This is a genomic window from Burkholderia diffusa (genome assembly GCF_902499115.1).
GTDB lineage: Bacteria > Pseudomonadota > Gammaproteobacteria > Burkholderiales > Burkholderiaceae > Burkholderia > Burkholderia diffusa.
This window is the reverse complement of sequence record NZ_CABVPN010000018.1, coordinates 97142-121774: the sequence shown is the minus strand read 5'-3', so window position 1 is coordinate 121774 and position 24633 is coordinate 97142. Positions and strand designations below refer to the sequence as shown.

General features: G+C 67.4%; 22 protein-coding genes. 7 read left to right on the top strand and 15 right to left on the bottom strand.

The genetic code is table 11. The features are described from left to right. Window positions 1-8: 8 nt before the first annotated feature. The 6 genes from BTE28158_RS19500 to BTE28158_RS19475 all read right to left on the bottom strand — a co-directional run bounded on the left by BTE28158_RS19500 (window position 9) and on the right by BTE28158_RS19475 (window position 5490). Complete coding sequence (locus tag BTE28158_RS19500; RefSeq protein ID WP_059450434.1) at window positions 9-1211, bottom strand: tryptophan--tRNA ligase; 1203 nt, start codon at window positions 1209-1211, stop codon at window positions 9-11. 8 nt (window positions 1212-1219) lie between these two features. Next, on the bottom strand, window positions 1220-1882 hold the full coding sequence (locus tag BTE28158_RS19495) for a site-2 protease family protein (protein WP_059608387.1): 663 nt from the start codon (window positions 1880-1882) through the stop codon (window positions 1220-1222). A 45-nt stretch (window positions 1883-1927) separates the two neighbouring features. Next, window positions 1928-2560 carry an L-threonylcarbamoyladenylate synthase gene (locus tag BTE28158_RS19490; protein WP_059535812.1) on the bottom strand — a complete coding sequence of 211 codons (633 nt, stop codon included), beginning with the start codon at window positions 2558-2560 and terminating at the stop codon, window positions 1928-1930. Window positions 2561-2632: 72 nt separating this feature from the next. Continuing rightward, window positions 2633-3463 carry a 3',5'-nucleoside bisphosphate phosphatase gene (locus BTE28158_RS19485; protein WP_059608389.1) on the bottom strand — a complete coding sequence of 277 codons (831 nt, stop codon included), beginning with the start codon at window positions 3461-3463 and terminating at the stop codon, window positions 2633-2635. Between the two features lie 79 nt (window positions 3464-3542). Then, window positions 3543-4433: an alpha/beta fold hydrolase gene (locus tag BTE28158_RS19480; RefSeq protein WP_174920030.1), complete on the bottom strand. Its 891-nt coding sequence runs from the start codon at window positions 4431-4433 to the stop codon at window positions 3543-3545. Between the two features lie 199 nt (window positions 4434-4632). Continuing rightward, window positions 4633-5490, bottom strand: a complete 858-nt coding sequence (locus BTE28158_RS19475) for a ferritin-like domain-containing protein (RefSeq protein ID WP_151051048.1) — start codon at window positions 5488-5490, stop codon at window positions 4633-4635. A gap of 130 nt (window positions 5491-5620) precedes the next feature. Between BTE28158_RS19475 and BTE28158_RS19470 the strand changes: the two genes are divergently transcribed. The 3 genes from BTE28158_RS19470 to BTE28158_RS19460 all read left to right on the top strand — a co-directional run bounded on the left by BTE28158_RS19470 (window position 5621) and on the right by BTE28158_RS19460 (window position 7620). Beyond that, window positions 5621-6145 carry a gamma carbonic anhydrase family protein gene (locus tag BTE28158_RS19470; protein ID WP_059608392.1) on the top strand — a complete coding sequence of 175 codons (525 nt, stop codon included), beginning with the start codon at window positions 5621-5623 and terminating at the stop codon, window positions 6143-6145. Window positions 6146-6170: 25 nt separating this feature from the next. Further along, window positions 6171-7121 carry an Hsp33 family molecular chaperone HslO gene (gene hslO, locus BTE28158_RS19465; RefSeq protein WP_059535822.1) on the top strand — a complete coding sequence of 317 codons (951 nt, stop codon included), beginning with the start codon at window positions 6171-6173 and terminating at the stop codon, window positions 7119-7121. A gap of 139 nt (window positions 7122-7260) precedes the next feature. Continuing rightward, window positions 7261-7620 (top strand): hypothetical protein, encoded by a 360-nt coding sequence (locus tag BTE28158_RS19460; RefSeq protein WP_151051050.1) that lies wholly within the window; start codon window positions 7261-7263, stop codon window positions 7618-7620. A gap of 95 nt (window positions 7621-7715) precedes the next feature. Here the strand turns inward: BTE28158_RS19460 and ftsB are convergent, their stop codons facing one another. The 9 genes from ftsB to BTE28158_RS19415 form a co-directional block, all read right to left on the bottom strand. Next, complete coding sequence (gene ftsB / locus BTE28158_RS19455) at window positions 7716-8141, bottom strand: cell division protein FtsB (RefSeq protein WP_059608395.1); 426 nt, start codon at window positions 8139-8141, stop codon at window positions 7716-7718. Window positions 8142-8223: 82 nt separating this feature from the next. Beyond that, complete coding sequence (eno, locus tag BTE28158_RS19450; RefSeq protein ID WP_011885396.1) at window positions 8224-9507, bottom strand: phosphopyruvate hydratase; 1284 nt, start codon at window positions 9505-9507, stop codon at window positions 8224-8226. Between the two features lie 106 nt (window positions 9508-9613). Then, entirely contained in the window at window positions 9614-10468 is an 855-nt protein-coding gene (gene kdsA / locus BTE28158_RS19445; RefSeq protein WP_044848177.1) for a 3-deoxy-8-phosphooctulonate synthase, read from the bottom strand. Continuing rightward, on the bottom strand, window positions 10465-12123 hold the full coding sequence (pyrG, locus tag BTE28158_RS19440; protein WP_059464180.1) for a CTP synthase: 1659 nt from the start codon (window positions 12121-12123) through the stop codon (window positions 10465-10467). The genes kdsA and pyrG overlap by 4 nt, the downstream gene beginning before the upstream one ends. Before the next feature lie 174 nt (window positions 12124-12297). Continuing rightward, on the bottom strand, window positions 12298-13143 hold the full coding sequence (locus tag BTE28158_RS19435; RefSeq protein WP_124622334.1) for an alpha/beta fold hydrolase: 846 nt from the start codon (window positions 13141-13143) through the stop codon (window positions 12298-12300). Window positions 13144-13228: 85 nt separating this feature from the next. Then, window positions 13229-15721, bottom strand: a complete 2493-nt coding sequence (locus tag BTE28158_RS19430) for a DNA internalization-related competence protein ComEC/Rec2 (protein ID WP_151051052.1) — start codon at window positions 15719-15721, stop codon at window positions 13229-13231. 54 nt (window positions 15722-15775) lie between these two features. Continuing rightward, entirely contained in the window at window positions 15776-16564 is a 789-nt protein-coding gene (locus tag BTE28158_RS19425) for a TatD family hydrolase (RefSeq protein WP_059608398.1), read from the bottom strand. A 64-nt stretch (window positions 16565-16628) separates the two neighbouring features. After that, entirely contained in the window at window positions 16629-17324 is a 696-nt protein-coding gene (gene lolD, locus BTE28158_RS19420; protein WP_059608399.1) for a lipoprotein-releasing ABC transporter ATP-binding protein LolD, read from the bottom strand. A gap of 55 nt (window positions 17325-17379) precedes the next feature. Continuing rightward, entirely contained in the window at window positions 17380-18633 is a 1254-nt protein-coding gene (locus tag BTE28158_RS19415) for a lipoprotein-releasing ABC transporter permease subunit (protein ID WP_059608400.1), read from the bottom strand. A 152-nt stretch (window positions 18634-18785) separates the two neighbouring features. Here BTE28158_RS19415 and BTE28158_RS19410 point away from each other — a divergent pair, with 152 nt between their 5' ends. The 4 genes from BTE28158_RS19410 (at window position 18786) to lysS (ending at window position 24440) form a co-directional block, all read left to right on the top strand. Continuing rightward, on the top strand, window positions 18786-19862 hold the full coding sequence (locus BTE28158_RS19410) for a regulator (RefSeq protein ID WP_174920027.1): 1077 nt from the start codon (window positions 18786-18788) through the stop codon (window positions 19860-19862). Window positions 19863-19872: 10 nt separating this feature from the next. Then, window positions 19873-21570, top strand: a complete 1698-nt coding sequence (gene recJ / locus BTE28158_RS19405; protein ID WP_059608402.1) for a single-stranded-DNA-specific exonuclease RecJ — start codon at window positions 19873-19875, stop codon at window positions 21568-21570. A gap of 163 nt (window positions 21571-21733) precedes the next feature. Beyond that, window positions 21734-22838 (top strand): peptide chain release factor 2 gene (gene prfB / locus BTE28158_RS19400; RefSeq protein ID WP_105787638.1). Its coding sequence is split into 2 segments (ribosomal slippage): window positions 21734-21814 and window positions 21816-22838, totalling 1104 coding nucleotides; the frame shifts between segments, so codons are not numbered across the junction. Between the two features lie 75 nt (window positions 22839-22913). Further along, window positions 22914-24440, top strand: coding sequence for a lysine--tRNA ligase (lysS, locus tag BTE28158_RS19395; RefSeq protein WP_151050308.1), 1527 nt, complete (start codon window positions 22914-22916; stop codon window positions 24438-24440). Window positions 24441-24633 lie beyond the last annotated feature (193 nt).

The following is a 24633-nucleotide window of genomic DNA, read 5'->3' as shown; positions in this document are numbered from 1 at the left end:
CCGTCAGGTCAGGTGTACGACAGGCCCATCGCCTCGCGCACGTCGCGCATCGTCTCGACCGCGTGCTTGCGCGCCTTGTCGCAGCCGTCCGCGACGATCGCGCGCAGCAGCGACGGATCGTCCATGTACTTCTGTGCGCGCTCGAGCATCGGCTGCTGTTCGCGCAGGATCCCTTCGACGACCGGCTGCTTGCAGTCGAGGCAGCCGATGCCCGCCGAGCGGCAGCCGCTCTGCACCCACTGGTGCGTCGTTTCGTCCGTATAGACCTGATGCAGCTGCCACACCGGGCACTTGTCCGGATCGCCCGGATCGGTGCGGCGCACGCGTGCCGGATCGGTCGGCATCGTGCGGACCTTCTTCGTGATCGTCTCGGCGTCCTCGCGCAGGCCGATCGTATTGCCGTACGACTTCGACATCTTCTGGCCGTCGAGGCCCGGCATCCGGGACGCTTCGGTCAAAAGCGCCTGCGGCTCGACCAGGATGATCTTGCGCGCGCCTTCGAGATAGCCGAACAGGCGCTCGCGGTCGCTCATCGACAGGCTCTGCGATTCCTGCAGCATCGCGCGCGCCTGTTCGAGCGCCTCGTCGTCGCCTTCCTGCTGGTACGCGTTGCGCAGCTCGTGATAAAGCTTCGCGCGCTTGCCGCCGAGCTTCTTCGCGGCTTCGAGCGCCTTCTCCTCGAAGCCCGGCTCGCGGCCGTACAAGTAGTTGAAGCGGCGCGCGATCTCGCGCGTCATCTCGACGTGCGGCACCTGGTCCTCGCCGACCGGCACGAGCGAGCCGCGGTACAGCAGGATGTCGGCCGCCATCAGCACCGGGTAGCCGAGGAAGCCGTAGGTCGACAGGTCCTTGTCCTTCAGCTTCTCCATCTGCTCCTTGTAGGTCGGCACGCGTTCGAGCCAGCCGAGCGGCGTGCTCATGCCGAGCAGCAACGCGAGTTCCGCATGTTCGGGCACCTTGCTCTGGATGAACAGCGTCGCCTGCGCCGGATCGATACCGGACGCGAGCCAGTCGATCAGCACGTCCCACACGTTCTTCTCGATGACCTCGGGTGTTTCGTAGTGCGTCGTCAGCGCATGCCAGTCAACCACGCAGAAGAAGCACGGGTACTCGGACTGCAGCTTCACCCAGTTTTTCAGCACGCCGTGGTAGTGGCCGAGGTGCAGCGACCCGGTGGGTCGCATGCCGGAGAAAATACGATCTGGGAACATGATTGTCGTTAGAAAAGCGAGGCGAAGGGAGACAGGATGGCGCTCAGCACGCCGGCCGCGGCATTCACGAGCGGCCGCAGCCAGAAGTTCGTCAGCACGCCCGTCGAGACCAGCACGAGGACGATGATGAAACCGTACGGCTCGATTCGCGACAGCGCGATCGATTGCTTCGGCGGCAGCAGCGCCGCCAGGATGCGGCCGCCGTCGAGCGGCGGCAGCGGAAACAGGTTCAGCACGCCGAGCACCAGGTTCGCGCTGACGCCTGCGTAGGCCATCCGCGTGAAGAACGGCTCGTCGATGCCGGCAGCGGGCAGTACGATGGTCAGCACGCCCCAGATCAGTGCCTGCACGAAGTTGCAGGCCGGGCCAGCCAGCGACACCCATAGGCTGCCCCAGCGCGGATCGCGCAGGTTGCCGAACGATACCGGCACCGGTTTCGCATAGCCAAACAGGAACGCGCCGCCCGTCAGGAAATACATCGCGAGCGGGATCGCGATCGTGCCGAGCGGATCGATGTGGCGCATCGGGTTGAACGACACGCGCCCCATCATGTAGGCGGTGTTGTCGCCGAGCAGGCGCGCGGCATAGCCGTGCGCAGCCTCGTGCAACGTGATCGCGAAGATCACGGGCAGCGCGTAGACGGCGATGGTCTGTATCAGGGAAGCGTCCATATCGCGTTATTGTAACAAGCGCACTCGCGCAAAAATGAATGGCGCTTACGCGGCCGAAAGCCCGAACGGTTCGAGCGCACCGCGCCCGGCACGCACGAGCTGCGGCTCGTCGCCCGTCAGGTCGATCACCGTCGACGGTTCGCGCGGACACGCACCACCGTCGATCACGAGATCGACCTGCTTCTCGAGCCGCGCGCGGATATCGTCGGGATCGTTCAGCGGCTCGTCGTCCGGCGGCAGGATCAGCGTCGTGCCAAGCAGCGGCTGGCCGAGCGATTCGAGCAGCGCGAGCGTAATCGCGTGATCGGGCACGCGCAGCCCGATCGTCTTGCGCGACGGGTGCGACAGACGACGCGGCACTTCCTTCGTCGCCTGCAGGATGAACACGTACGGGCCCGGCGTCACCGACTTGATCTGCCGGTACTGACGATTGTCCACCATCGCGAAGTTGGCCAGTTCCGACAGGTCGCGCACGAGCAGCGACAGGTGCTGCTTCTCGTCGAGGCCGCGGATGCGGCGCACGCGCTCGACTGCATCCTTGTCATCGAGGTGGCACGCGAGCGCGTAGCTCGAATCGGTCGGCATCGCGATCACACCGCCCTTGCTGACGATGTCCGCGGCCTGCTTGATCAGGCGCGGCTGCGGATTATCCGGATGAATCCTGAAGAACTGGGACATGGGGACACGTAAAGAGGGAGAAGTCGGATGCGCACCTCGGCGGCAGCGCCAGCGGCAAGCGGCCGCGGTACGTCAGAGCCAGCGCTCCCAGAGCGGTTTCAGGTCGGGCGGCAAAGGCGGCAGGCTGCCGAGCTCGATGCGACCCTCGCCCGGCGCATGGAAATCCGAGCCGCGCGACACCTCGAAGCCGAAGCGGCGCGCGACGTCCGCGTATTCGCGGTACTGGTCGGGCGTGTGGCTGCCCGTAATGACCTCGATCGCGCGGCCGCCGAGATCGATGAATTCACCGAAAAACGCATCGAATTCGACCGGCGTGTAGCGGTAGCGGCCCGGGTGCGCGACCACGGCCTCGCCGCCCGCCGCGCGAATCCATGCAACGGCGTCGGACAACGTCGCCCAGCGGTGCGGGACGAACCCGGGCTTGCCGTCGCCGAGCAGGCGGTCGAACACATCGGAGGTCGATTCGGCATGGCCGTTCTCGACCAGGAAGCGCGCGAAGTGGGTGCGCGAGATCAGGTCGGGATTCGATACGTACTTCAGCGCGCCTTCGTACGCGCCGGGAATGCCGAGCGTCTCGAGCTGCGCGGCAATCGCCCGCGCACGCGCGGCGCGGCCGTGGCGCGTGCGGTAGAGGCCGTCGACGAGCGTCGGGTTCGACGGATCGATGTTCAGCCCGACGATGTGCACGGTGCGCGACGCCCACGTGACCGAAATCTCGACGCCGCTCAGGTAGCGCATCCCCAGCGCCTCCGCCTCGCTGCGTGCCGCCGCCTGGCCGCCGATCTCGTCGTGGTCGGTCAGCGCCCACAGGGTCACGCCGCCGGCATGGGCGCGGCGCGCGACGTCGGCAGGCGACAGCAACCCGTCGGAAACATTCGAATGGCAGTGGAGATCAGCGTTCATTGTCGATATGGCAGGTGAAGCTTCATTCTACTGCAATGCGGCAATTGCGCCGCCCGCCTGCCCCGCCGCCGCCACACGCCTACGCGCAGAACGCCTCGATCAGCGCCGCGATCTGCTCCGGCTGGTCGTGATGAACCATGTGGCCGGCATCCTCGACGAGCTTTTCGCGCCAGTCGGGGAACGCGCCGAAGCGCGCCTTGAACTCCGGCAGCGGGATGTCGCCGGCGAGATACGCGAGCGTCGGCGAATTGACGGCCTCGACGTGCAGCACCTTCGCGCGCACCTGCTTCCAGACGGCCATCACCTCGTCGAGCCGGTACAGCTGCGGGCCCGCCATCTTGTGCGCGGGGTCCGCCAGCAGGTGGTAGAGGCCGTCATCGCCACGCTTCGACCAGTGCGCGGCGAGGAACGCGGCGCGGTGCGGATCGAGCCGCGGATTGGTCTTGATCAGCCGGGCCGCCACGTCGTCGAGCGACGCATACGGGCGCAACACCGGCGGCTCGCGCAGCTCGTCGAGCCAGCCGCGCAGCCGGCGCGGCGCCTGCTCGGCCCGCGCGGGGGCGAGCCCGAACCCTTCGAGGTCGACCACGCGCCGCACGCGCTCCGGGCGCGCGCCCGCGTACAGGCACACGACGTTGGCCCCCATGCTGTGCCCGACCAGATTGACTTCGCCGGTGGGTGCATAGTGATCGACGAGCGCATCGAGGTCGCCCAGGTACTCGTGGAACCAGTAATGACCGCCGCCCTGCCTCGCGACCGGCCAGTCGGACAGGCCGAAGCCGCGTGCATCCGGCGCGATCACCTGCCAGTCGCCCGCGAGCGCGTCGACGACGAACTGGAACGATGCCGCGACGTCCATCCAGCCATGCAGCATGAACAGCGTCGGCGCATCGGGCCGGCCCCAGCGCCGCACATGCAGCTTGACGCCGCGCACCGTGACGAAATCGGAAACAGAACTCGAGGCACTCATTGCAGCCGCCAAAAAAGAATGATCGTTCGATTATAGCGATGACGCCTCCATTCCGGCGCCTGGCAGTCGAGGCAGCTCTCTAGCGACGGCGCGCGGAATCGGCCTGTCGGACGCCGCGGACATGCCGCCGGACGCTGAGCGAGGCTGACGCAGCGACAGCCTTCGCCCGCCCGCCGGGAGCCGGCGGCGCCCGGACGTGCTAGCCCGCCGCGTTGCCGTCCGCCGCGTCCTGCGCGGCGAGCTCGTCCAGCTCCGCCTGCTCGAATCCCGCGGTGCGGCGCGCGTCGAAATTGAACGGGCCGCGCAGCCGCGGCGCATGGTACTGCTCGGCGAGCTCGCGGTAGGCCGGCACCGGATCGCGGCCGGCCTCGTCGCACAGGTACCGGAACCAGCGATTCCCGATCGCGACGTGGCCGATCTCGTCGCGCAGGATCACGTCGAGGATCGCCGCGGACGCATCGTCGCCCGCCTGCACGAGCCGCGCCCGGATCGGCGGCGACGCGTCGAGTCCGCGCGCCTCGAGCGTGCGCGGCACGAGCGCCATCCGCGCCAGCGGATCGGCCTTGGTCCGCTCGCACATCTCCCACAGCCCGTTGTGCGCGGGAAAATCCCCGTACGCATGCCCGAACTCGGCGAGCCGCCCGGACAACAGCGTGAAGTGATGAGCCTCCTCGGCCGCGACCTTCAGCCAGTCCGCATAGAATGCGTCGGGCATCCCGGCGAAGCGCCACACGGCGTCGAGCGCGAGGTTGATCGCGTTGAATTCGATATGCGCGAGGGCGTGCAGCAGCACCGCGCGCCCCGCGGGCGAGCGCATGCTGCGGCGCTCGAGCTCGCGCGGCTCGACGAGCGGCGGGCGCGCCGGACGGCCGGGCAGGTCGGTCGGTTCGTCCAGATCGAGCGTCGGTGCGATCGTGGCCTGCCCGGCCAGCAGCGCGTCATGCAGCGCGCGGACCCGAGCGGCCTTCGCGGCCGGCTCGGACATCCGCAGGGCGTCCAGCGCGGCGCGGCGCACGCAGTGTGGCGCAGCCATGAAAGAAGAAGGCTCCATGTTCATCAAACCGGGCACCGCCAGTGCGCATGCACGCGACGGTTTACAATGTACGTTTGTGCCGTCACGCAATGCGCCCGGCACGCCAGACGCGCCATTCTACCGGCGCCCATCATCGAAGAGACCAGGAGACTCCGTGACGATCTACAAACTGGGCGAGACGGCCCCGACGATCCACGAAAGCGTATTCGTCGCCGATACGGCGGCCATCATCGGCAAGGTCGTGCTCGAGGAAAACGCGAGCGTATGGTTCGGTGCGACGATTCGCGGCGACAACGAGACGATCTCGGTCGGTGCCGGCAGCAACGTCCAGGAAGGCGCGGTCCTGCATACGGACCCCGGATTTCCTCTGACGATTGCCGAAAACGTGACGATCGGGCACCAGGCGATGCTGCACGGATGCACGATCGGGGAAGGTTCGCTGATCGGGATTCAGGCGGTGGTCTTGAATGGAGCGGTCATCGGCCGCAACTGTCTGGTTGGTGCCGGCGCGGTCGTGACAGAAGGCAAGACGTTCCCGGACAACTCGCTGATTCTCGGCGCCCCGGCGAAAGTCGTGCGCGAGCTGTCGGCAGACGACATCGCGCGGCTGCGCGCAAATGCGAAGACGTACGTCGAACGACGCGCGCATTTCAAGGAGCAACTCGTGCGGATCGGCTGATTCGCGCGGATTTCAAGGAAGAAGAGTGAGCGACCAGTTACAGAAATTCATGTTCAATTCGGCACCCGTGCGCGGCGAGATCGTGTCGCTGCGCAACACGTGGCAAGAGGTGCTTTCCCGCCGTGACTACCCTGCCCCGGTGCGCACGGTGCTCGGCGAGATGATGGCTGCGTGTGCGCTGCTGTCCGCGAACCTGAAATTTCACGGCACCCTGATCATGCAGATCTTCGGCGACGGGCCGGTCCAGATGCTGGTCGTCCAGTGCGGCTCGGACCTGTCGATGCGCGCCACGGCCAAGTTCGCCGGCGACGTCGCGCAGACGATCGGCGACGACACGCACTTCGCGTCGCTTGTCAACGCGAGCGGCCACGGCCGATGCGTGATCACGCTCGACCCGGCCGAGAAGCTGCCGGGCCAGCAGCCGTACCAGGGCATCGTGCCGCTGAACGGCGTCGACGGTCCGCTCGAATCGGTGTCGCAAGTGCTCGAGCATTACATGCATCACTCGGAGCAGCTCGACACGCGGCTGTGGCTCGCGGCCGATCGCGACCGCGCGGTCGGCATGCTGCTGCAGAAGCTGCCGGGCGACGGCGGCATCGTGCCGCGCAACGCCGAGACCGACGCCGACACGTGGGAGCGCGTCTGCACGCTCGGCGGCACGCTGTCCGCGAAGGAATTGCTCGAGGTCGAACCGGAAGTCGTGTTCCGTCGGCTCTTCTGGCAGGAAAACGTGCAGCACTTCGACCCGGCCGGTACGCGCTTCCAGTGCTCGTGCTCGCGCGAGAAGGTCGGCGCGATGCTGCGCATGCTCGGGCGCGACGAAGTCGACAGCGTGATCGTCGAGCGCGGTCACGTCGAGATCCACTGCGAGTTCTGTAACCAGCGCTACGAGTTCGATCCCGTCGACGTCGCGCAGCTGTTCGCCGCGCCGGAACTCGCGACCGGCATCACGCCCGCGACCGATCAGCGTCACTGAGTGAGCGGCGCGCCCGTGCCGGCCATGCGCGGCGCGGGTGCATAATGACGCACGAGCGTCGCACGCACGGCCCAGGCGCCGGAGGTCCCGCCTTCGGCACAAACCGCTTTCCGCTGTCGGCGCGCTGCTGGAGAATCACATGAATCGCCCGTTCCGCACCCTCGTCCTGACCAGTGTCGCAGCCGGCACACTGGCCCTCGCCGGCTGCGCGGTGCAGCCGCCTTCGTCGACGATCCTGAGCCGTCTGCCCGAACCGGGCGCATCGGCCGGCCAGCCGCCCGCACTGTCGAGTGCGGAGCGCAAACGCTACGACGAGATCGACCGGCAAGTGCTGCGCGAGCAGAACGACGCGATGGCGGCGGAGGCCGCCGCGCGCGCGTGGGCGTATTACTCGCCGCCCCCCGTGACCGTCTACGGCGGCTATTACGGCGGCGGTTGGGGAAACCGGTGGGGCACCGGCATCGGATATGGCTACGGTTACCCGGGCTGGTGGTGGTGATGCGTGATCCGCGTCGACCGATTCGATTGACGACTGGCAGGAAATAAAAAAGCGCGGCATTTCCCGCGCTTTTTCAATGGTTCGGACTCCCGCGCTCAGTGATGCGCGGCCTTGCCCTTCTCGCCGCCATGATGCCGCGACGGCTTCGCGATCGACTGCGGGTTCGGCACGACACGCACGGGCGCGGCGGAAACGGTACCGCGCGTCGACATGCTCGAAGGCGTGTTGTTCAGCGGCGCCGCCGGCGCATTCGGCGACACGAACTGCACGAATACTTCGCCGTCCTTCACCATGCCCATCTCGTAGCGCGCGCGCTCCTCGATGGCAGCGGTACCGCCCTGCAGATCCTGCACTTCGCCCGCGATCCGCTCATTGCGCAGCTTCTCGTCCGCGTTCTTCTGCAGTTGATCGCCGAGCTGCTGGCGCAATTCATGCACCCGCAACCAGCCGCCGTGTCCCCACCATAGGGGGTACTGAATGAGCGCCAGCAAGGCAATCAGGACGACAGTGACAAGCCGCATGTAGAAGACGCAGATATAAGAAGCGCCGCTCCGCGCGACATGCACAGAGCGGCGTCGAGATGACGAACCCGATAGTAGCGCGTTAGCGCAGGTTATAGAAAGCCGATTTGCCCGGGTAGCTCGCGATATCGCCGAGGTCTTCCTCGATGCGCAGCAGCTGGTTGTACTTCGAGATGCGGTCGCTGCGCGACAGCGAACCCGTCTTGATCTGACCGGCGTTCAAGCCGACCGCGATGTCCGCGATCGTCGAATCTTCCGTTTCGCCCGAGCGGTGCGAGATCACGGCCGTGTAGCCCGCGCGCTTCGCCATTTCGATTGCCGCGAACGTTTCGGTCAGCGTACCGATCTGGTTGATCTTGATGAGGATCGAGTTCGCGATACCCTTCTCGATGCCTTCCTTCAGGATGCGCGTGTTCGTGACGAACAGGTCGTCACCGACGAGCTGCACCTTCTTGCCGAGGCGCTCGGTCAACAGCTTCCAGCCGTCCCAGTCGCCTTCGTGCATGCCGTCCTCGATCGACACGATCGGGAACTTGTCGGCGAGCGTCGCGAGGTAGTCGGTGAATTCGGCCGACGACAGTTGCAGGCCTTCGCCCGCGAGCTGGTACTTGCCATCGTGGTAGAACTCGGATGCCGCGCAGTCGAGCGCGAGCAGCACGTCTTCGCCCGCACGGTAGCCTGCCTTCTCGATCGCCTGCAGGATCGTCGACAGGCACTCGTCGTTGCTGCCGAAGTTCGGCGCGAAGCCGCCTTCGTCGCCGACTGCCGTGCTCATGCCGCGGTCGCTCAGGATCTTCTTCAGTGCGTGGAACACTTCCGCGCCGCAACGCAGAGCTTCACGGAACGTCGGCTGGCTCACCGGGACGATCATGAATTCCTGGATGTCGAGGCTGTTGTTCGCGTGCGCGCCGCCGTTGACGATGTTCATCATCGGGACGGGCAGCTGCATCGCGCCCGAGCCGCCGAAGTAGCGGTACAGCGGCAGGCCGGCTTCTTCAGCGGCTGCCTTCGCGACGGCCATCGACACGGCCAGCATCGCGTTCGCGCCGAGGCGCGACTTGTTGTCGGTGCCGTCCAGCTCGAGCAGCGTCTTGTCGAGGAACGCCTGTTCCGACGCGTCGAGGCCCATGATGGCTTCAGAGATTTCGGTGTTGATATGCTCGACTGCCTTCAGCACGCCCTTGCCGTTGTAGCGGCCGGCTTCGCCGTCGCGCAGTTCGATCGCTTCACGCGAGCCGGTGGACGCGCCCGACGGCACCGCCGCGCGGCCCATCGTGCCCGATTCGAGCAGCACGTCGCATTCGACGGTGGGGTTGCCGCGCGAATCCAGAATCTCGCGGCCGATGATATCTACGATTGCACTCATGGGTTTCCTCTGAGAATGACGATGGATTCTTCAAACTGCGACGGCGCGCGCGCCTGAACCGCTTTCGCTACTGACGCGCGAAGCCGTCGCAAGGTTCATTCGATCTTTAATTGAAATCGTTTTCCAGGAACGGATTGCGCTTCACCGCCTGATCGAGCGTGACGAGCGTCTCCAGCAGCGCACCCATCCGGTTCAGCGGCACCGCGTTCGGGCCGTCCGACTTCGCCTCGGCCGGATTCGGGTGCGTTTCCATGAAGAGGCCCGCGACGCCCGTCGCGACCGCCGCACGCGCGAGCACCGGCACGAATTCGCGCTGGCCGCCCGAGCTCGTGCCCTGCCCGCCCGGCAGCTGCACCGAGTGGGTCGCGTCGAACACGACCGGCGCGTTCGTCTCGCGCATGATCGCGAGCGAACGCATGTCGGACACAAGGTTGTTGTAGCCGAACGAGACGCCACGCTCGCACGCCATGAAGCGGTCTTCGGACAGACCGGCTTCACGCGCCGCGTCGCGCGCCTTGTCGATCACGTTCTTCATGTCGTGCGGCGCGAGGAACTGACCCTTCTTGATGTTGACGGGCTTGCCCGAGCGCGCGCACGCGTGGATGAAGTCGGTCTGGCGGCACAGGAACGCGGGCGTTTGCAGCACGTCGACGACCGACGCGACCTGCTCGATCTCTTCGATCGAATGCACGTCCGTCAGCACCGGCAGGCCGAGCTGACGCTTCACCTCGCCGAGGATTCGCAGCCCTTCGTCCATTCCGAGACCGCGAAACGACTTGCCCGAGCTGCGATTCGCCTTGTCGTAGGACGACTTGTAGATGAACGGAACGTTCAGCTTCTCGCAGATCTCCTTCAGGCGGCCCGCCGTGTCGATCGTCATTTGCTCCGATTCGACGACGCAGGTACCCGCGATCAGGAAGAAAGGCTGGTCGAGACCGACCTCGAAATCGCACAGCTTCATGCTTGCACTCCACGCGCTTGCTTGTTGGCGAGCGCGGCTTCGACGAACGACTTGAACAGGGGATGACCGTCACGCGGCGTGGACGTGAATTCCGGGTGGAACTGGACGCCGACGAACCACGGGTGCATCGAACGCGGCAGCTCCATCATTTCCGGCAGATCCTCGCTCGGGGTACGGGCGCTGATGATAAGGCCGCCGGCTTCGAGCTGGGGCACGAAGCGGTTATTGACTTCATAACGGTGGCGGTGACGCTCGTTCACGTCCTTGCCATAGATCTCTTCGGCCATCGTGCCGGGCTTGATCGGGCAACGTTGCGAGCCAAGGCGCATCGTGCCGCCGAGATCGGATTCCTCGGTGCGCGTCTCGACCTTGCCTTCGCGGTCGTACCACTCGGTAATCAGCGCGACCACGCGTTCCGGCGTATCCGGATCGAATTCCGTGCTGTTCGCCTGCTTCAGGCCGACGACGTCGCGTGCGAATTCGATCACCGCAAGCTGCATGCCGAGGCAGATGCCGAGGTACGGCACCTTCGACTCGCGCGCGTAGCGGATCGCCGCGATCTTGCCTTCCGTGCCACGACGGCCGAAACCGCCCGGCACCAGCACGGCGTCGAGATGCTTCAGGCTATCGACACCGTTCGTCTCGATCTCTTCCGAGTCGATGTACTCGATGTTGACCTTGGTCGACGTGTGCAGCGATGCGTGGCGCAGCGCCTCGATCAGCGACTTGTACGACTCGGTCAGGTCGACATACTTGCCGACCATGCCGATCGTGACTTCGTGCTTCGGGTTTTCCAGCTTCTCGACGAGCGCCGACCACATGCTCAGGTCGGCGTCCTTCGGCGACAGCTTCAGCTCTTCGCAGATGATCCGGTCGAGGCCCTGGTCGTGCAGCATCTGCGGAATCTTGTAGATGCTGTCGGCGTCCCACACCGAGATCACGGCGTCTTCCGGCACGTTCGAGAACATCGAGATCTTCTTCGATTCGTCGTCGGGGATGCGGCGATCCGCACGGCACAGCAGCACGTGCGGCAGGATGCCGATCTCGCGCAGCTTCTGCACGCTGTGCTGGGTCGGCTTCGTCTTCAGCTCGCCGGCCGTCGCGACGTACGGCACGAGCGTCAGGTGCACGAAGCACGCGCTGTTGCGGCCGAGGCGCAGGCTCATCTGGCGCGCGGCCTCGAGGAACGGCAGCGACTCGATGTCGCCGACCGTGCCGCCGATCTCGACGATCGCGACGTCCGGCTCGCCGCAGGTGGCAGATGCCGCCCCGCGCTCGATGAACGCCTGGATTTCGTTCGTGATGTGCGGAATCACCTGCACGGTCTTGCCGAGATAGTCGCCGCGGCGTTCCTTGCGGATCACCGATTCGTAGATCTGGCCGGTCGTGAAGTTGTTGGCCTTGCGCATCTTCGTGCTGATGAAGCGCTCATAGTGGCCGAGGTCGAGGTCGGTCTCCGCTCCGTCTTCCGTCACGAACACTTCGCCGTGCTGGAACGGGCTCATCGTGCCGGGGTCGACGTTGATGTAGGGATCGAGTTTGAGGAGGGTGACTTTCAGACCGCGCGATTCGAGGATCGCGGCGAGGGAGGCGGCGGCAATACCCTTGCCGAGGGAAGAAACTACGCCGCCGGTGACGAAAACATATTTGGTCATCGCTGAATGCTCGCGGGAAAAACGGATTATACCGTAAAGCCCGCCCTTCTCTCAGCAATTGACGCGATGATCCTGCCCTTTCGCGCTGTGCCGCGCCAACCGTGCGCGCCGGGGCGAACCGGCCGGCCGGTCGGTGCAACCGCGCACGCCGGCGCGGTGCACCGGACCGATGCGTCAGGCGCTTTTCGCGAGCGCCGCACTGTCGCGCGGCACGCCACCCTCCGCCATCTTCAGCGAACTCAGCATCCGCTGCAATGCGCGGGCCGTCTCGATCGGCCGCTCCATCGGGAACAGGTGGCTGCCCTCGAGCCATTCGATGCGCCCGCGCGCCGCACGACGCGTCGCATCGAGCCCGACCTGCCGCACTTCGCGCGAGCGCGTGCCGGCGAGAAAGCCTAGCGGCACCGGCGCGCCGTGCGCGAGCCGCGGGCCGAGCGTATGCGGCAGCGTCCGGTAGATCAGGTATTCGACCTGCCGGTCGAACGCGAGCACGCGTTCGCCGTCGGCGCCCGCCTGCGGAATGCCGTAGTCGATGTAGTCGGACAGCATCCGCTCGTCCCAGCGCGCGAACGCGGGTTTCTCGTGAAAATGCCGCCAGGCTTCGTCGCGGCTCACCCAGCGCGTACGCCGATTGCGCGTCGCGGCCGCCGGCGACAGCCGCTCGTCGAGCCCCGCCCACTGGCTCGCGCGCAATGCGCCGGCGCGCCATCCCGCGATGATCGGCGAATCGATCATCACCACGCCGCGCACCCAGTGCGGCTTCTTCAGCGCAGCCATCAGCGACAGGTAGCCGCCGAGCGAATGGCCGACGAGCCAGACCGGGCGCTCGTAGCGGCTGCCAATGTCGTCGAGCAGTTGCTCGACGAGATGCGGCCAGTCGCGCGTTACCGGGTAACGGCGGTCGTGACCGATGCGCTCGATGTAGCGCAGCTCGTAGTCGTCTGCCAGCTCGGCGAAGATCGTCCGGTACGTCGATGCCGGAAAACCGTTCGCATGCGAGAAATGGAGGATGTCCTTCAAACGCCGATGTCTCCTTTGCCGGCGGGAGTCAGTGCTTCAGCACTTCCTCCGGCCTCCTCATTCTTGACCCGCGCCATCGCGCCGCTCACCGGTCCATCCAGTACCGCCGCTGCGCATCGCGATGACGCTCAAACGCGAAACCGCCGCCCGTCGGGGCGACGTCGAACCTCACGGCCCCGTCGCGATCGGTGCGCGGCAGCGGAATCCCGCGCATTTCGTAGCGCGCAAGGACCGTCCGGTGCGGATGTCCGAATCGATTGCGATAGCCTACAGGAAATACCGCGACGCGCGGCCCGACCGAATCGAGGAAAGGCTCGACCGACGACGTGCGACTGCCGTGGTGCGGCACAACGAGGATCTGCGCGGCCAGCGCGTCGCGCGCATCGTCCACCAGCCGGCGCTCGGCGCGTGCCTCGATGTCGCCCGTCAGCAGCGCCGACGTGTCGCCCGCGTCGATGCGCAGCACGCATGATTGTGCGTTCGAGGAACCAGCGCCGGCACCACCCGGCGGCCACAACATCGTGAATACGACGCCGTCCCAGGTCCACCGCTGCCCGGCCGCGCACGGCAGCCGATCGGCCACGCCGGCCGCCCGCGCGTCACGCCACAGCCGGTGCTGCGGCGCAATGCCGGCGAGCAGCTGGCGGACCTCGGCGGCCGCATAGACGGCCGCCGCGCCGCCCGCGTGATCGGCGTCCGCATGACTCAGGACGAGCGAATCGACGGTACGGATTCGGCGGGCACGCAATGCCGGCGCGACGATCCGCGCACCGGCATGGGTCGACTCCGCCCCCGGCCCCGCATCGAACAGCAAGGTCCTGCGCGCGGTCTCCACCAGCACCGACGCGCCCTGCCCGACATCGAGCACGGTCAGCCGGAAGCCGCCAGGCGGCGGCGCATCGGGTGCCGGCGCGACCAGCGGCAGCCATGTCATCGGCGCCGCCCAGCGCAGCGGCCAGCCGCGCGGCATCAAGACCCATGCGACACCCACGCACGCAAGCGCCAGAACCGACCAGTCGGGCATGCGCAGCCAGAACACGCCAGCCGGCCAGTCGGCGAGGTGCCGGAGCAGCGCCATCATCGGTTCGAGCGCCGCATGCGCGAGCCGGAACGCATACGCGTCCAGCGGCGCGGGCAACCCGATCCCGGCGAGCACGATCGGCGTCACGACGGCGCTGACCCACGGGATCGCAAACGCATTGCCGAACGGGCCGGATACCGAGATCTGAGCGAACCACGCGGCCGTCAGCGGCGCAAGACCGATCGTCACCGCGTACTGCACGCGCGTCGCCTGTGCGACACGGTGCCCGGCACGCTTGCACCAAGCGCGCAGCCTGCGGCGGCGGTCGAGCGGGGCAGTACCGTCCGTCCCACGGTCGTCACCGCCGTCGAATTCGCGCACCGCGCCCCAGCCCGCCACGGACATCAGGATTACGGCGACCGCGCCAAAAGACAGCCAGAACCCGGCCGACACCACCGCCCACGGATCGACAAGCAGCACGCCGCCGAGCGCCGCGCACAACACGGCGGACGTCGGCACGCTGCGTCCGGCAAGACAGGCAGCCGCACCGGCCGCGATCATCCACCACGCGCGCTGCGCCGGCACGTTGAAGCCGGCAAGCGCCGCATAGCCGGCGGCGGCCGTCAGCGCCGCCATCGAAGCCGCATAGGGCGCCGGCATCACGAGCGCCGCGGCATGTCCACGCCAGCGCAGACGTCGCCAGACCCACGATACGATCCCGCCCGCGATCGCGCCGACGAGTCCGACGTGCAGGCCCGAAATCGCGACCAGATGACTCGTGCCCGTATTGCGCAGCACGCGCCACGCGTCGTCGCCGATGCCGGATTGATCGCCGACCGCGAGCGCGGTCACGATGCCGCGATGGCGCGCGTCGCTGCCGAGCGCGTCACCGATACCGTTGCGCAGCGCGTCGCGCAGCCGATCGATCGACGCGCGCCACCCCGATGCACGTGCGTCGAGCAGTTCCGCCCGCTCGGTCGCGACCACATAGCCGATCGCGCGAATGCCCGCGGCGAGCCACGCCGCCTCGCTGTCGCGCACGCCGGGATTCGCCTCGGCATGCGGGCGTTTCAGGCGCACGACGAGGCGCCAGCGCTGCGCGGCGCGCAAATCGGGCATCGCGTTGCGTGCGGCGGGCGCGCCGTACGTGCGCCACGACAACCGGATCAGCGGAGGGAAACGGGCCAGCCCCGCATCGTTCGATTCGACGGCCAACAGCAGTCGCGCGCCGGTGTCGTCGATCACCGGCAACCCGCTGATCACGCCCGTGACGACGATGTCGCGCCCTTCCCGCTCGACAGGCAGGCCGTCACGCAGCCGCCATTCGGCGCGTGCGGCCGCATAGCCGAATCCGATCGCGCAGGCGGCGCATGCGCACAGCATCCACCGGAGCGCGACGATCGAGCGGGTTCGACGGCGCCGTGCACACCATGCGAGCAGCGCACCGCAACCGGCAAGCACGACCGCGCCGCCTACCCAGCCGCCCATGCCCGGCAACGCCGCCTGCCGCTGCAGCACGACGACGCCGAGCGCAAACGCGATCCACCACACGCGCATCGCACCTCCTCGTCGACCTGGCGCCGCCGTCGATGCGGCACCCTCCAGCAACGATTATGCGGACGAAAGTGCGAGGCGCGGCAGCGCGGCGAGCGCGTTAGCCGTTGTGGATAGGGACAGCGCGTGCGCGTCGATCCCGCGCAGTTCGGCGAGCACGCCGCCGATGCGCGGCACCTGGTCGGGCGCGTTGCGGGACTTGTACGCCCACTCGGGCGCGATGTCGGGCGCATCCGTCTCGACGACGATCGCGTCGAGCGGCAACTGCGCGGCGAGCCGCCGGATCTGCAACGCCCGTCCGAACGTCACGTTGCCGCCGAAACCGAGATGCAGCCCCTGTGCGAGATACGCGTCGGCCTGCTGGAAACTGCCGTTGAACGCATGTGCGATGCCGCGCCGCACGCCGAAGCGGCGCAGCCCGGCGAGCACGCGGTCCTGCGACTTGCGCACGTGGCACAGCACCGGCAGGTCGAATTCGCGCGCGAGCTTGAGCTGCCCCTGATAGAAGAATTGCTGGCGGTCCTCGTCGAGCCCCGGCACGAAGTAGTCGAGACCGATCTCGCCGATCGCGACGAAGCGCGGATCATCGAGGCTCGCCTCGATCTCCATGCGCAGGCGGTCGAGATCCTCGTCGCGCGCGTGCGGCGTATACATCGGATGGATGCCGAGCGCATAGACCGCACCCGGCGTGCGCTGGGCCAGTTCGCGCACGGTCGTGAAATTGTCGCGCCCGACGCTTGGGATCACGATGCGCGACACGCCGGCCGCGCGCGCCGCATGCACGACGACGTCGCGGTCGGTGTCGAACTCGGCAGCATCGAGATGGCAATGCGTATCGATCCACATGGCGGCTTTCCTGCGCCCTCGCCGCCGTGCCGGGACTCGCCCGGCGGCACGGCGGGGCGTTCGTTCACACCGGCAGCGCCGGCTCCTCGTGCAGCACGCCGTCGCGCAGGCGCATGATGCGGTCGCAGCGCGCCGCGAGCTCGGGATCGTGCGTGACGATCACGAAGCTCGTTTCGAGCGTCTCGGACAGTTCGAGCATCAGGTTGAACACCGTGTCGGCGGTCGTGCCGTCGAGGTTGCCGGTCGGCTCGTCGGCGAGTACGCACGCGGGCTTCGTCACCAGCGCGCGCGCGATCGCCACGCGTTGCCGCTCGCCGCCCGACAGCTCGCCCGGCCGGTGCTTCGCACGCGGGCCGAGACCGACGCGTTCGAGCATCGCCTGTGCCTGCGCGCGCGCGTCCTCGGTCGTCATCCGGCGGATGCGCAGCGGCATCGCGACGTTGTCGAGCGCGGTGAATTCCGGCAGCAGGTGATGGAACTGGTAGACGAAGCCGAGCGCGCGATTGCGCAGCTCGTTGCGTTCGCGCTCGGCGAGTTGCGTAAACGGCTTGCCGAGCAGCGACACTTCGCCCGCGCTCGGTTCGTCGAGGCCGCCCAGCACGTGCAGCAGCGTGCTCTTGCCGGAGCCCGACGCGCCGACGATCGCGAGCTTCTCGCCGCGCCGCACCGTCAATTCGGCGTTGTTGAGCACCTGCACGTTGAAGCCGCCCTGCACGAACGCCTTTGTGATCCCGCGCGCCTGAAGCACGTATTCCTGCATACCTGCCGAATCCTGTCTGATGGGTTGTCGTGAATCCGCCAATGCGGTCGCGCGATCATTCATAGCGCAGCGCCTCCGCCGGCTTCACCTTTGCGCCGCGCCAGCTCGGATAGAGCGTGGCGACCGCCGACAGCACGAACGCGATCAGGCCGATCTTGATGACGTCGCCCGCGACGAGCTCCGACGGCAGCTCGCTGATGAAGTACACCGACGGCGGCAGGAACTGCACGCCGAACAGATGCTCGATCATCGGGATCAGCCACGGAATGCTCCACGCGATCAGGCAGCCGAGCGCGACGCCCGACGCGGTGCCGACGAAGCCGATCGTCACGCCCTGCACGACGAAGATCTTCATGATCGAGCCGGGCTGCGCGCCGAGCGTGCGCAGGATCGCGATGTCGGCCTGCTTGTTGGTCACCGTCATCACGAGCGACGACACGAGGTTGAATGCGGCCACCGCGATGATCAACGTGAGGATGATGAACATCATCCGCTTCTCGATCTGGACGGCCGAGAACCATGTCTTGTTCTGCTGGGTCCAGTCGCGAATGTACAGGCTGCCCGACAGCGTATGCGACAGCTCGACCGCGACCTGCGGCGCCTTCTGCATGTCGGTGAGCCGCAGCCGCACGCCGGTCGGCGCGGACATCCGGAACAGTGCCTCCGCGTCGCGGATGTTGATCATCGCGAGCGTGCTGTCGTATTCGTAGTGGCCCGACTCGAACACGCCGACCACCGTGAACTGCTTGAGTCGCGGCATCATCCCGGCCGGCGTGATCGTCCCTTCGGGCGCGACGAGCGTGACCTTGTCGCCGACCGTCACGCCGAGGTTGCCGGCGAGCGCGTCGCCGAGCACGATGCCGAACTGGCCGGGCACGAGCGCGGCGAGCTGGCCTGCCTTCATGTCCTTGCCGATGTCCGACACCTGCGGTTCGAGCGACGGCTCGACGCCGCGCAGCATCACGCCGCTCACCGCGTCCTGGCGCGTGAGCAGCGCCTGCGCGTCGACGTACGGCGCCGCGCCGACCACCGAAGTATTGCGCCGCGCTTCCTGCGCGGTCAGTTGCCAGTCGGGCATCGAGCCGGTCGGCGAGAACACCTCGACGTGCGCGAGCACCGACAGCATGCGGTCGCGCACTTCCTTCTGGAAGCCGTTCATCACGGACAGCACGACGATCAGCGCCGCGACGCCAAGCGCGATCCCGAGCATCGACACCAGTGCGATGAAGGAAATGAAGCCGTTGCCGGTCGTGCGTTTGCCGGCGCGCGTGTAGCGCCAGCCGATCTGCCATTCGTACGGAAGTTTCAAGCGAATCCTTTCTGCTGGTTACGGCGGGGATGGCGGCCCGTGGCCGGAGCGCCGTCCGGCGGCGGCCGGCCGCCCGGGCACGGCCGAAAAAACGGTCGCCGGACGCAATCGGGCCGTCCGCCGGCCCGATCACGCGCGCAGTTTGCCATACAATGCGCACCATCATGCACGACCGACGCCTCCATTTTCTCGTTCCGTTCGCGCTGCCGTCGGCGGCCGATGCGGCCTCGTCCCTGCACACGCTGGACAGCCCCGCGCTCGAAAAGTTGCTCGCCCGCGCCAACCTCGTCGAGCGCGTGGCAGGCGAGGACTTCCAGCGCACGCTGCCGCACGAGCGCTGGCTGGCCCGCCAGTTCGGCGCGACCCAGGGCAACGCCGCCGACGAGGCGCCGCTCGCACCCTACATGCTGCTGGCGGACGGCGGCGACCCGGGTACCCAGGCCTGGGCGTGCGTCGAGCCCGTCCATGTCGAAATCGCGCACGATCACCTCGTGCTCGTCGACCCGGCGAGCCTCGCGCTCGACGACGGCGACGCAGCCGCCTTGCTGGCAGTCGCGCGCCCGCTGATCGAGGAGCTCGGCGTGCGACTGGAGGCGCCGCAGCCAGCGCGCTGGTACCTGTCCAGCGAGCAGTTCGCCCGCCTCGCCGGCGCAGCGCCGCTGCGCGCGAGCGGCCGCAACATCGAGATCTGGCTGCCGCACGAAGCGCACACCGGCGAACGCTCGCGGATGTGGATGAAGCTGCAGAACGAAGTGCAGATGGCATGGTTCCAGCATCCGGTGAACGAAGCGCGCGAAGCGCGCGGGTTGCCCGCCGTCAATTCGATCTGGTTCCATGCGCAAGGCACGCTGAAGCCGGTCGGCAAGCCGTTCGCGCGCGTGCTGTCCGCGTCGCCCGCGGCGCTCGGCCTCGCGCGCGCGGCGCAAACCGAAGCCGGCGCCGTGCCGGCCGCATTCGACGCACTGCCCGCCGCCGCCGGCGCGTCGCTCGTCGAGCTGCCCACGCTGTCCGCCCCGTACATCGAGCAGGACTGGCCACGCTGGCACGATGCGCTCGCCGCGCTCGAGCGCGACTGGTTCGCGCCGTCCCTCGCCGCGCTGCAGAACGGCGAGCTGGCCGGCGTCGATTTCACGCTGTGCGGCGACACCAGCTCCGTGACGCTGCACGCGACGCGCGGCGACCTGCGCAAGTTCTGGCGCCGCCGCGCGCTGGCATCCCTGTTCGAATAACCCGACCTGTATGACCCGGATCGTTACCCGCCCCGTCGCGCCCGCCGACGCCGAAGCGCTCGCGCGCCACGGCCTGCATCCCGTCCTCGCGCGCCTGTATGCGTCGCGCGGCGTGCAGTCCCCGACCGACATCGAGACGGCCCTCGCGCGCCTCGTCCCGCCCACCGAACTGAAAGGCTGCGCGGACGCCGCGGCGCTGCTCGCCGACGCGATCGCCGACAAGCGGCGCCTGCTGGTCGTCGCCGACTACGACTGTGACGGCGCAACCGCCTGCGCAGTCGCGGTGCGCGGCCTGCGGATGTTCGGCGCGCAGATCGACTACCTGGTGCCGAACCGCTTCGAATACGGCTACGGGCTCACGCCCGAAATCGTCGAACTGGCGGCCGCGCGCAAGCCCGACCTGCTGATCACCGTCGACAACGGGATCGCGAGCGTCGCGGGTGTCGAAGCCGCGAACGCGCGCGGCATCGATGTGCTCGTCACCGACCACCATCTGCCCGGCGACGCGCTGCCCGCCGCGCGCGCGATCGTCAACCCGAACCAGCCCGGCTGCGCGTTCCCGAGCAAGCACATCGCCGGCGTCGGCGTGATGTTCTACGTGCTGCTCGCGCTGCGCGCCGAGCTGCGCCGCCGCGGCGCGTTCGCGAGCAAGGAGGCCGAACCCCGCCTCGACGGACTGCTCGACCTCGTCGCGCTCGGCACCGTCGCCGACGTGGTGCGGCTCGACGGCAACAACCGCGTGCTCGTCGCGCAGGGGCTGCAGCGCATCCGCAACGGCCGCATGCAGCCGGGCATCGCCGCGCTGTTCCGCGCGGCCGGCCGCGAGGCGCGCACCGCATCGGGCTTCGACCTCGGCTTCGGCCTCGGCCCGCGCCTGAACGCCGCCGGGCGGCTCTCGGACATGTCGCTCGGCATCGAGTGCCTGATCACCGACGACATCGGCCGCGCATGGGACCTCGCGCAACAGCTCGACACGATGAACCGCGAGCGCCGCGAGATCGAGGCCGGCATGCAGCAGCAGGCGCTCGCCGATCTCGCCGACGTCGATCCGGCCGACGCATGCACGATCACGCTGTTCAACCCCGAATGGCACCAGGGCGTGATCGGCATCGTCGCCGGGCGGCTCAAGGAGAAGTTCCATCGCCCGTCGTTCACGTTCGCGCATGCGGACGAAGCCGGCACGCGGGTCAAAGGTTCGGGCCGCTCGATTCCCGGCTTCCACCTGCGCGATGCACTCGACCTGGTGTCGAAGCGCGAACCCGACCTGATCGTCGCGTTCGGCGGCCACGCGATGGCGGCCGGCCTCACGCTCGACACCGGCAACGTGCCGCGCTTCGCGGCCGCGTTCGAGGCCGTCGCGCGCGAGTGGTTGTCCGACGACGCGCTGGCGCGCGTGATCGAGACCGACGGCGAACTCGAGGAAGCGTATTTCACGCCGCAGTTCGTCGGGCTGCTCGACGAAGCCGTCTGGGGCCAGGGTTTTCCGGCCCCGCTTTTCTCCGGGGAATTCGACGTCGTGTCGCAGTCGCTCGTGAAGGAAAAGCACCTGAAGCTGCAGTTGGCGCGCGGCCGCCAGCGCTTCAACGCGATCTGGTTCAATCACACCGAGCCGCTGCCGGCGAGCGCGCTGATCGCGTACCGCCTCGTGGCCGACACCTGGAACGGCGTGACGCGCGTCCAGCTGATCGTCGAACATGCGGCCGGCTGAACGCCGCCCGCCCGGCCAACCGGCCCGCGGCACTCGCGGGCCGCATGCGCGCCGCGCCGAACGCGCGGCTGCGGCGCACATGCAAGCACGTTCCGCGTCACCGGGAAACCCCGCCGATCGGCTATAATTCCGCTTTTTTACGAAGCAAGAATAGCGAACGATCATGGAAGCGGAACGTCTCAACGCGATCGAAAGCTCCCTGCTCGACCTGCGCACGCGCGCGGGCGAGCTTCGGGGGTATCTTTGACTACGACGCCAAATCTGCGCGTCTGACCGAAGTCAACAAGGAACTCGAAGACCCGAACGTCTGGAACGATTCGAAGAACGCCCAGGCACTCGGCCGCGAGAAGAAGCTGCTCGAAGGCGTCGTCACGACGCTGACGGCACTCGATAGCGACCTGCGCGATGCGCTCGACCTGTTCGAGCTGGCACGCGAGGAAGGCGACGAAGACACCCTCATCGCATCCGAAGACGACGCGAAGAAGCTCGAAGCGCGCGTCGGCGACATCGAATTCCGCCGGATGTTCTCGAACCCGGCCGACCCGAACAACTGCTTCATCGACATCCAGGCCGGCGCCGGCGGCACCGAGGCGTGCGACTGGGCTTCGATGCTGCTGCGCCAGTACCTGCGCTACTGCGAGCGCAAGGGCTTCAAGGCCGAAGTGCTCGAAGAATCCGACGGCGACGTCGCCGGCATCAAGAACGCGACGGTCAAGGTCACGGGCGAATACGCATACGGCTTCCTGCGCACCGAAACGGGCATTCACCGCCTCGTGCGCAAGTCGCCGTTCGACTCGTCGGGCGGCCGCCACACGTCGTTCTCGTCGGTGTTCGTGTATCCGGAAATCGACGACTCGATCGAAGTCGAAGTCAACCCGGCCGACCTGCGCATCGATACGTACCGCGCCTCGGGCGCCGGCGGCCAGCACATCAACAAGACCGACTCGGCCGTGCGGATCACGCACATGCCGACCGGCATCGTCGTGCAGTGCCAGAACGACCGCTCGCAGCACCGCAACCGTGCCGAAGCGATGGCCATGCTGAAGTCGCGCCTGTACGAAGCCGAAATGCGCAAGCGCCAGGCCGAGCAGGACAAGCTCGAATCGAGCAAGACCGATGTGGGCTGGGGCCACCAGATCCGCTCGTACGTGCTCGACCAGAGCCGCGTGAAGGACCTCCGTACGAACGTCGAAATGAGCAACACGCGAGCCGTGCTCGACGGCGATCTCGACGACTTCATCAGCGCGAGCCTCAAACAGGGCGTGTAAGCGCCGCGGCGCGGCCTCTCCGGTCGCGCCGCCCTTCCCGTTGCGTTGCCGCACCCACTCCGAATTCCGACCATCATGACCGAACCGACCCAAACGCAGCCCGCCGTCGCGGCGGACGAAAACCAGATCATCGCCGAGCGCCGCGAGAAGCTGCGCGCATTGCGCGAGCAAGGCGTCGCCTATCCGAACGATTTTCGGCCGACGCATCACGCCGCCGATCTCCAGGCGAAATTCGCCGACTCGGACAAGGCCGCGCTCGAGGCGAACCCGGTCGAGGTGTCGGTCGCCGGCCGCATGATGCTCAAGCGCGTGATGGGCAAGGCGAGCTTCGCGACGGTGCAGGACGGTTCGGGCCAGATCCAGTTCTTCGTGACACCGAACGACGTCGGCGCGGAAACCTACGACGCATTCAAGAAGTGGGACCTCGGCGACATCGTCGCCGCACGCGGCGTGCTGTTCCGCACCAACAAGGGCGAGCTGTCGGTCCAGTGCAAGGAGCTGCGCCTGCTGTCGAAGGCGCTGCGTCCGCTGCCGGACAAGTTCCACGGCCTCGCCGACCAGGAAATGCGCTACCGCCAGCGCTACGTCGACCTGATCGTCACGCCGGAAACGCGCGACACGTTCCGTGCGCGCACCAAGACCATTGCGTCGATCCGCAAGTTCATGGACAACGCCGACTTCATGGAAGTCGAAACGCCGATGCTGCACCCGATCCCGGGCGGTGCCGCGGCGAAGCCGTTCGTCACGCACCACAACGCGCTCGACATGCAGATGTTCCTGCGTATCGCGCCGGAGCTGTACCTGAAGCGCCTGATCGTCGGCGGCTTCGAGCGCGTGTTCGAGATCAACCGCAACTTCCGGAATGAAGGCGTGTCGCCGCGCCACAACCCGGAATTCACGATGATGGAGTTCTACGCCGCGTACACCGACTACCGCTGGCTGATGGACTTCACCGAGCAGCTGATCCGCCAGGCGGCGATCGATGCGCTCGGCACCGCGACGATCCAGTACCAGGGCCGCGAGCTCGACCTCGCGAAGCCGTTCCACCGCCTGACGATCACGCAGGCGATCCAGAAGTTCGCACCGCAGTACACCGACGGCCAGCTGTCGGACGACGCGTTCCTGCGCTCCGAACTGAAGCGCCTCGGCGTGGACGTGTCGCAGCCGGCCTTCCTGAACGCCGGCATCGGCGCGCTGCAGCTCGCGCTGTTCGAGGAAACGGCCGAATCGCAGCTGTGGGAGCCGACCTACATCATCGACTACCCGGTCGAGGTGTCGCCGCTCGCACGCGCATCGGATACGGTGCCGGGCATTACCGAGCGTTTCGAACTGTTCATGACCGGCCGCGAGATCGCGAACGGCTTCTCGGAGCTGAACGATCCGGAAGACCAGGCCGCGCGCTTCAAGAAGCAGGTCGAGCAGAAGGATGCAGGCGACGAGGAAGCGATGTTCTTCGACGCCGACTACATCCGCGCGCTCGAACACGGGATGCCGCCGACGGGTGGTTGCGGGATTGGCATCGACCGTCTCGTGATGCTGCTGACCGACAGCCCGACGATTCGCGACGTGCTGCTGTTCCCGCACCTGCGCCGCGAAGACTGACGGCCGAGCCCCCGCGTGCGCCGCGCCCCGCGGCGCACGCGTCAGCTTTGTAACCACGCGTAAATCCCGCTCGCCGGCGTTCGCCGGCTTTCGATCCTCCCCCGTTTTATCCCCTCGTCGCGACGGCCCTCTCCGGGTTTTCCCGATAAAGCCCGCCCGCTCCCCGCTGCAATTCGTTACACCTTGATACGGT

Coding starts and splice junctions, on each gene's coding strand:
- lysS (WP_151050308.1), top strand. CDS start 22,914: ATGACCGAACCGACCCAAACGCAGCCCGCCGTCGCGGCGGACGAAAAC.
- lolD (WP_059608399.1), bottom strand. CDS start 17,324: ATGCAGGAATACGTGCTTCAGGCGCGCGGGATCACAAAGGCGTTCGTG.
- pyrG (WP_059464180.1), bottom strand. CDS start 12,123: ATGACCAAATATGTTTTCGTCACCGGCGGCGTAGTTTCTTCCCTCGGC.
- BTE28158_RS19480 (WP_174920030.1), bottom strand. CDS start 4,433: ATGAGTGCCTCGAGTTCTGTTTCCGATTTCGTCACGGTGCGCGGCGTC.
- BTE28158_RS19430 (WP_151051052.1), bottom strand. CDS start 15,721: ATGCGCGTGTGGTGGATCGCGTTTGCGCTCGGCGTCGTCGTGCTGCAG.
- BTE28158_RS19410 (WP_174920027.1), top strand. CDS start 18,786: ATGCGCACCATCATGCACGACCGACGCCTCCATTTTCTCGTTCCGTTC.
- BTE28158_RS19500 (WP_059450434.1), bottom strand. CDS start 1,211: ATGTTCCCAGATCGTATTTTCTCCGGCATGCGACCCACCGGGTCGCTG.
- BTE28158_RS19485 (WP_059608389.1), bottom strand. CDS start 3,463: ATGAACGCTGATCTCCACTGCCATTCGAATGTTTCCGACGGGTTGCTG.
- ftsB (WP_059608395.1), bottom strand. CDS start 8,141: ATGCGGCTTGTCACTGTCGTCCTGATTGCCTTGCTGGCGCTCATTCAG.
- BTE28158_RS19460 (WP_151051050.1), top strand. CDS start 7,261: ATGAATCGCCCGTTCCGCACCCTCGTCCTGACCAGTGTCGCAGCCGGC.
- BTE28158_RS19425 (WP_059608398.1), bottom strand. CDS start 16,564: ATGTGGATCGATACGCATTGCCATCTCGATGCTGCCGAGTTCGACACC.
- BTE28158_RS19490 (WP_059535812.1), bottom strand. CDS start 2,560: ATGTCCCAGTTCTTCAGGATTCATCCGGATAATCCGCAGCCGCGCCTG.
- eno (WP_011885396.1), bottom strand. CDS start 9,507: ATGAGTGCAATCGTAGATATCATCGGCCGCGAGATTCTGGATTCGCGC.
- kdsA (WP_044848177.1), bottom strand. CDS start 10,468: ATGAAGCTGTGCGATTTCGAGGTCGGTCTCGACCAGCCTTTCTTCCTG.
- recJ (WP_059608402.1), top strand. CDS start 19,873: ATGACCCGGATCGTTACCCGCCCCGTCGCGCCCGCCGACGCCGAAGCG.
- BTE28158_RS19475 (WP_151051048.1), bottom strand. CDS start 5,490: ATGAACATGGAGCCTTCTTCTTTCATGGCTGCGCCACACTGCGTGCGC.
- BTE28158_RS19495 (WP_059608387.1), bottom strand. CDS start 1,882: ATGGACGCTTCCCTGATACAGACCATCGCCGTCTACGCGCTGCCCGTG.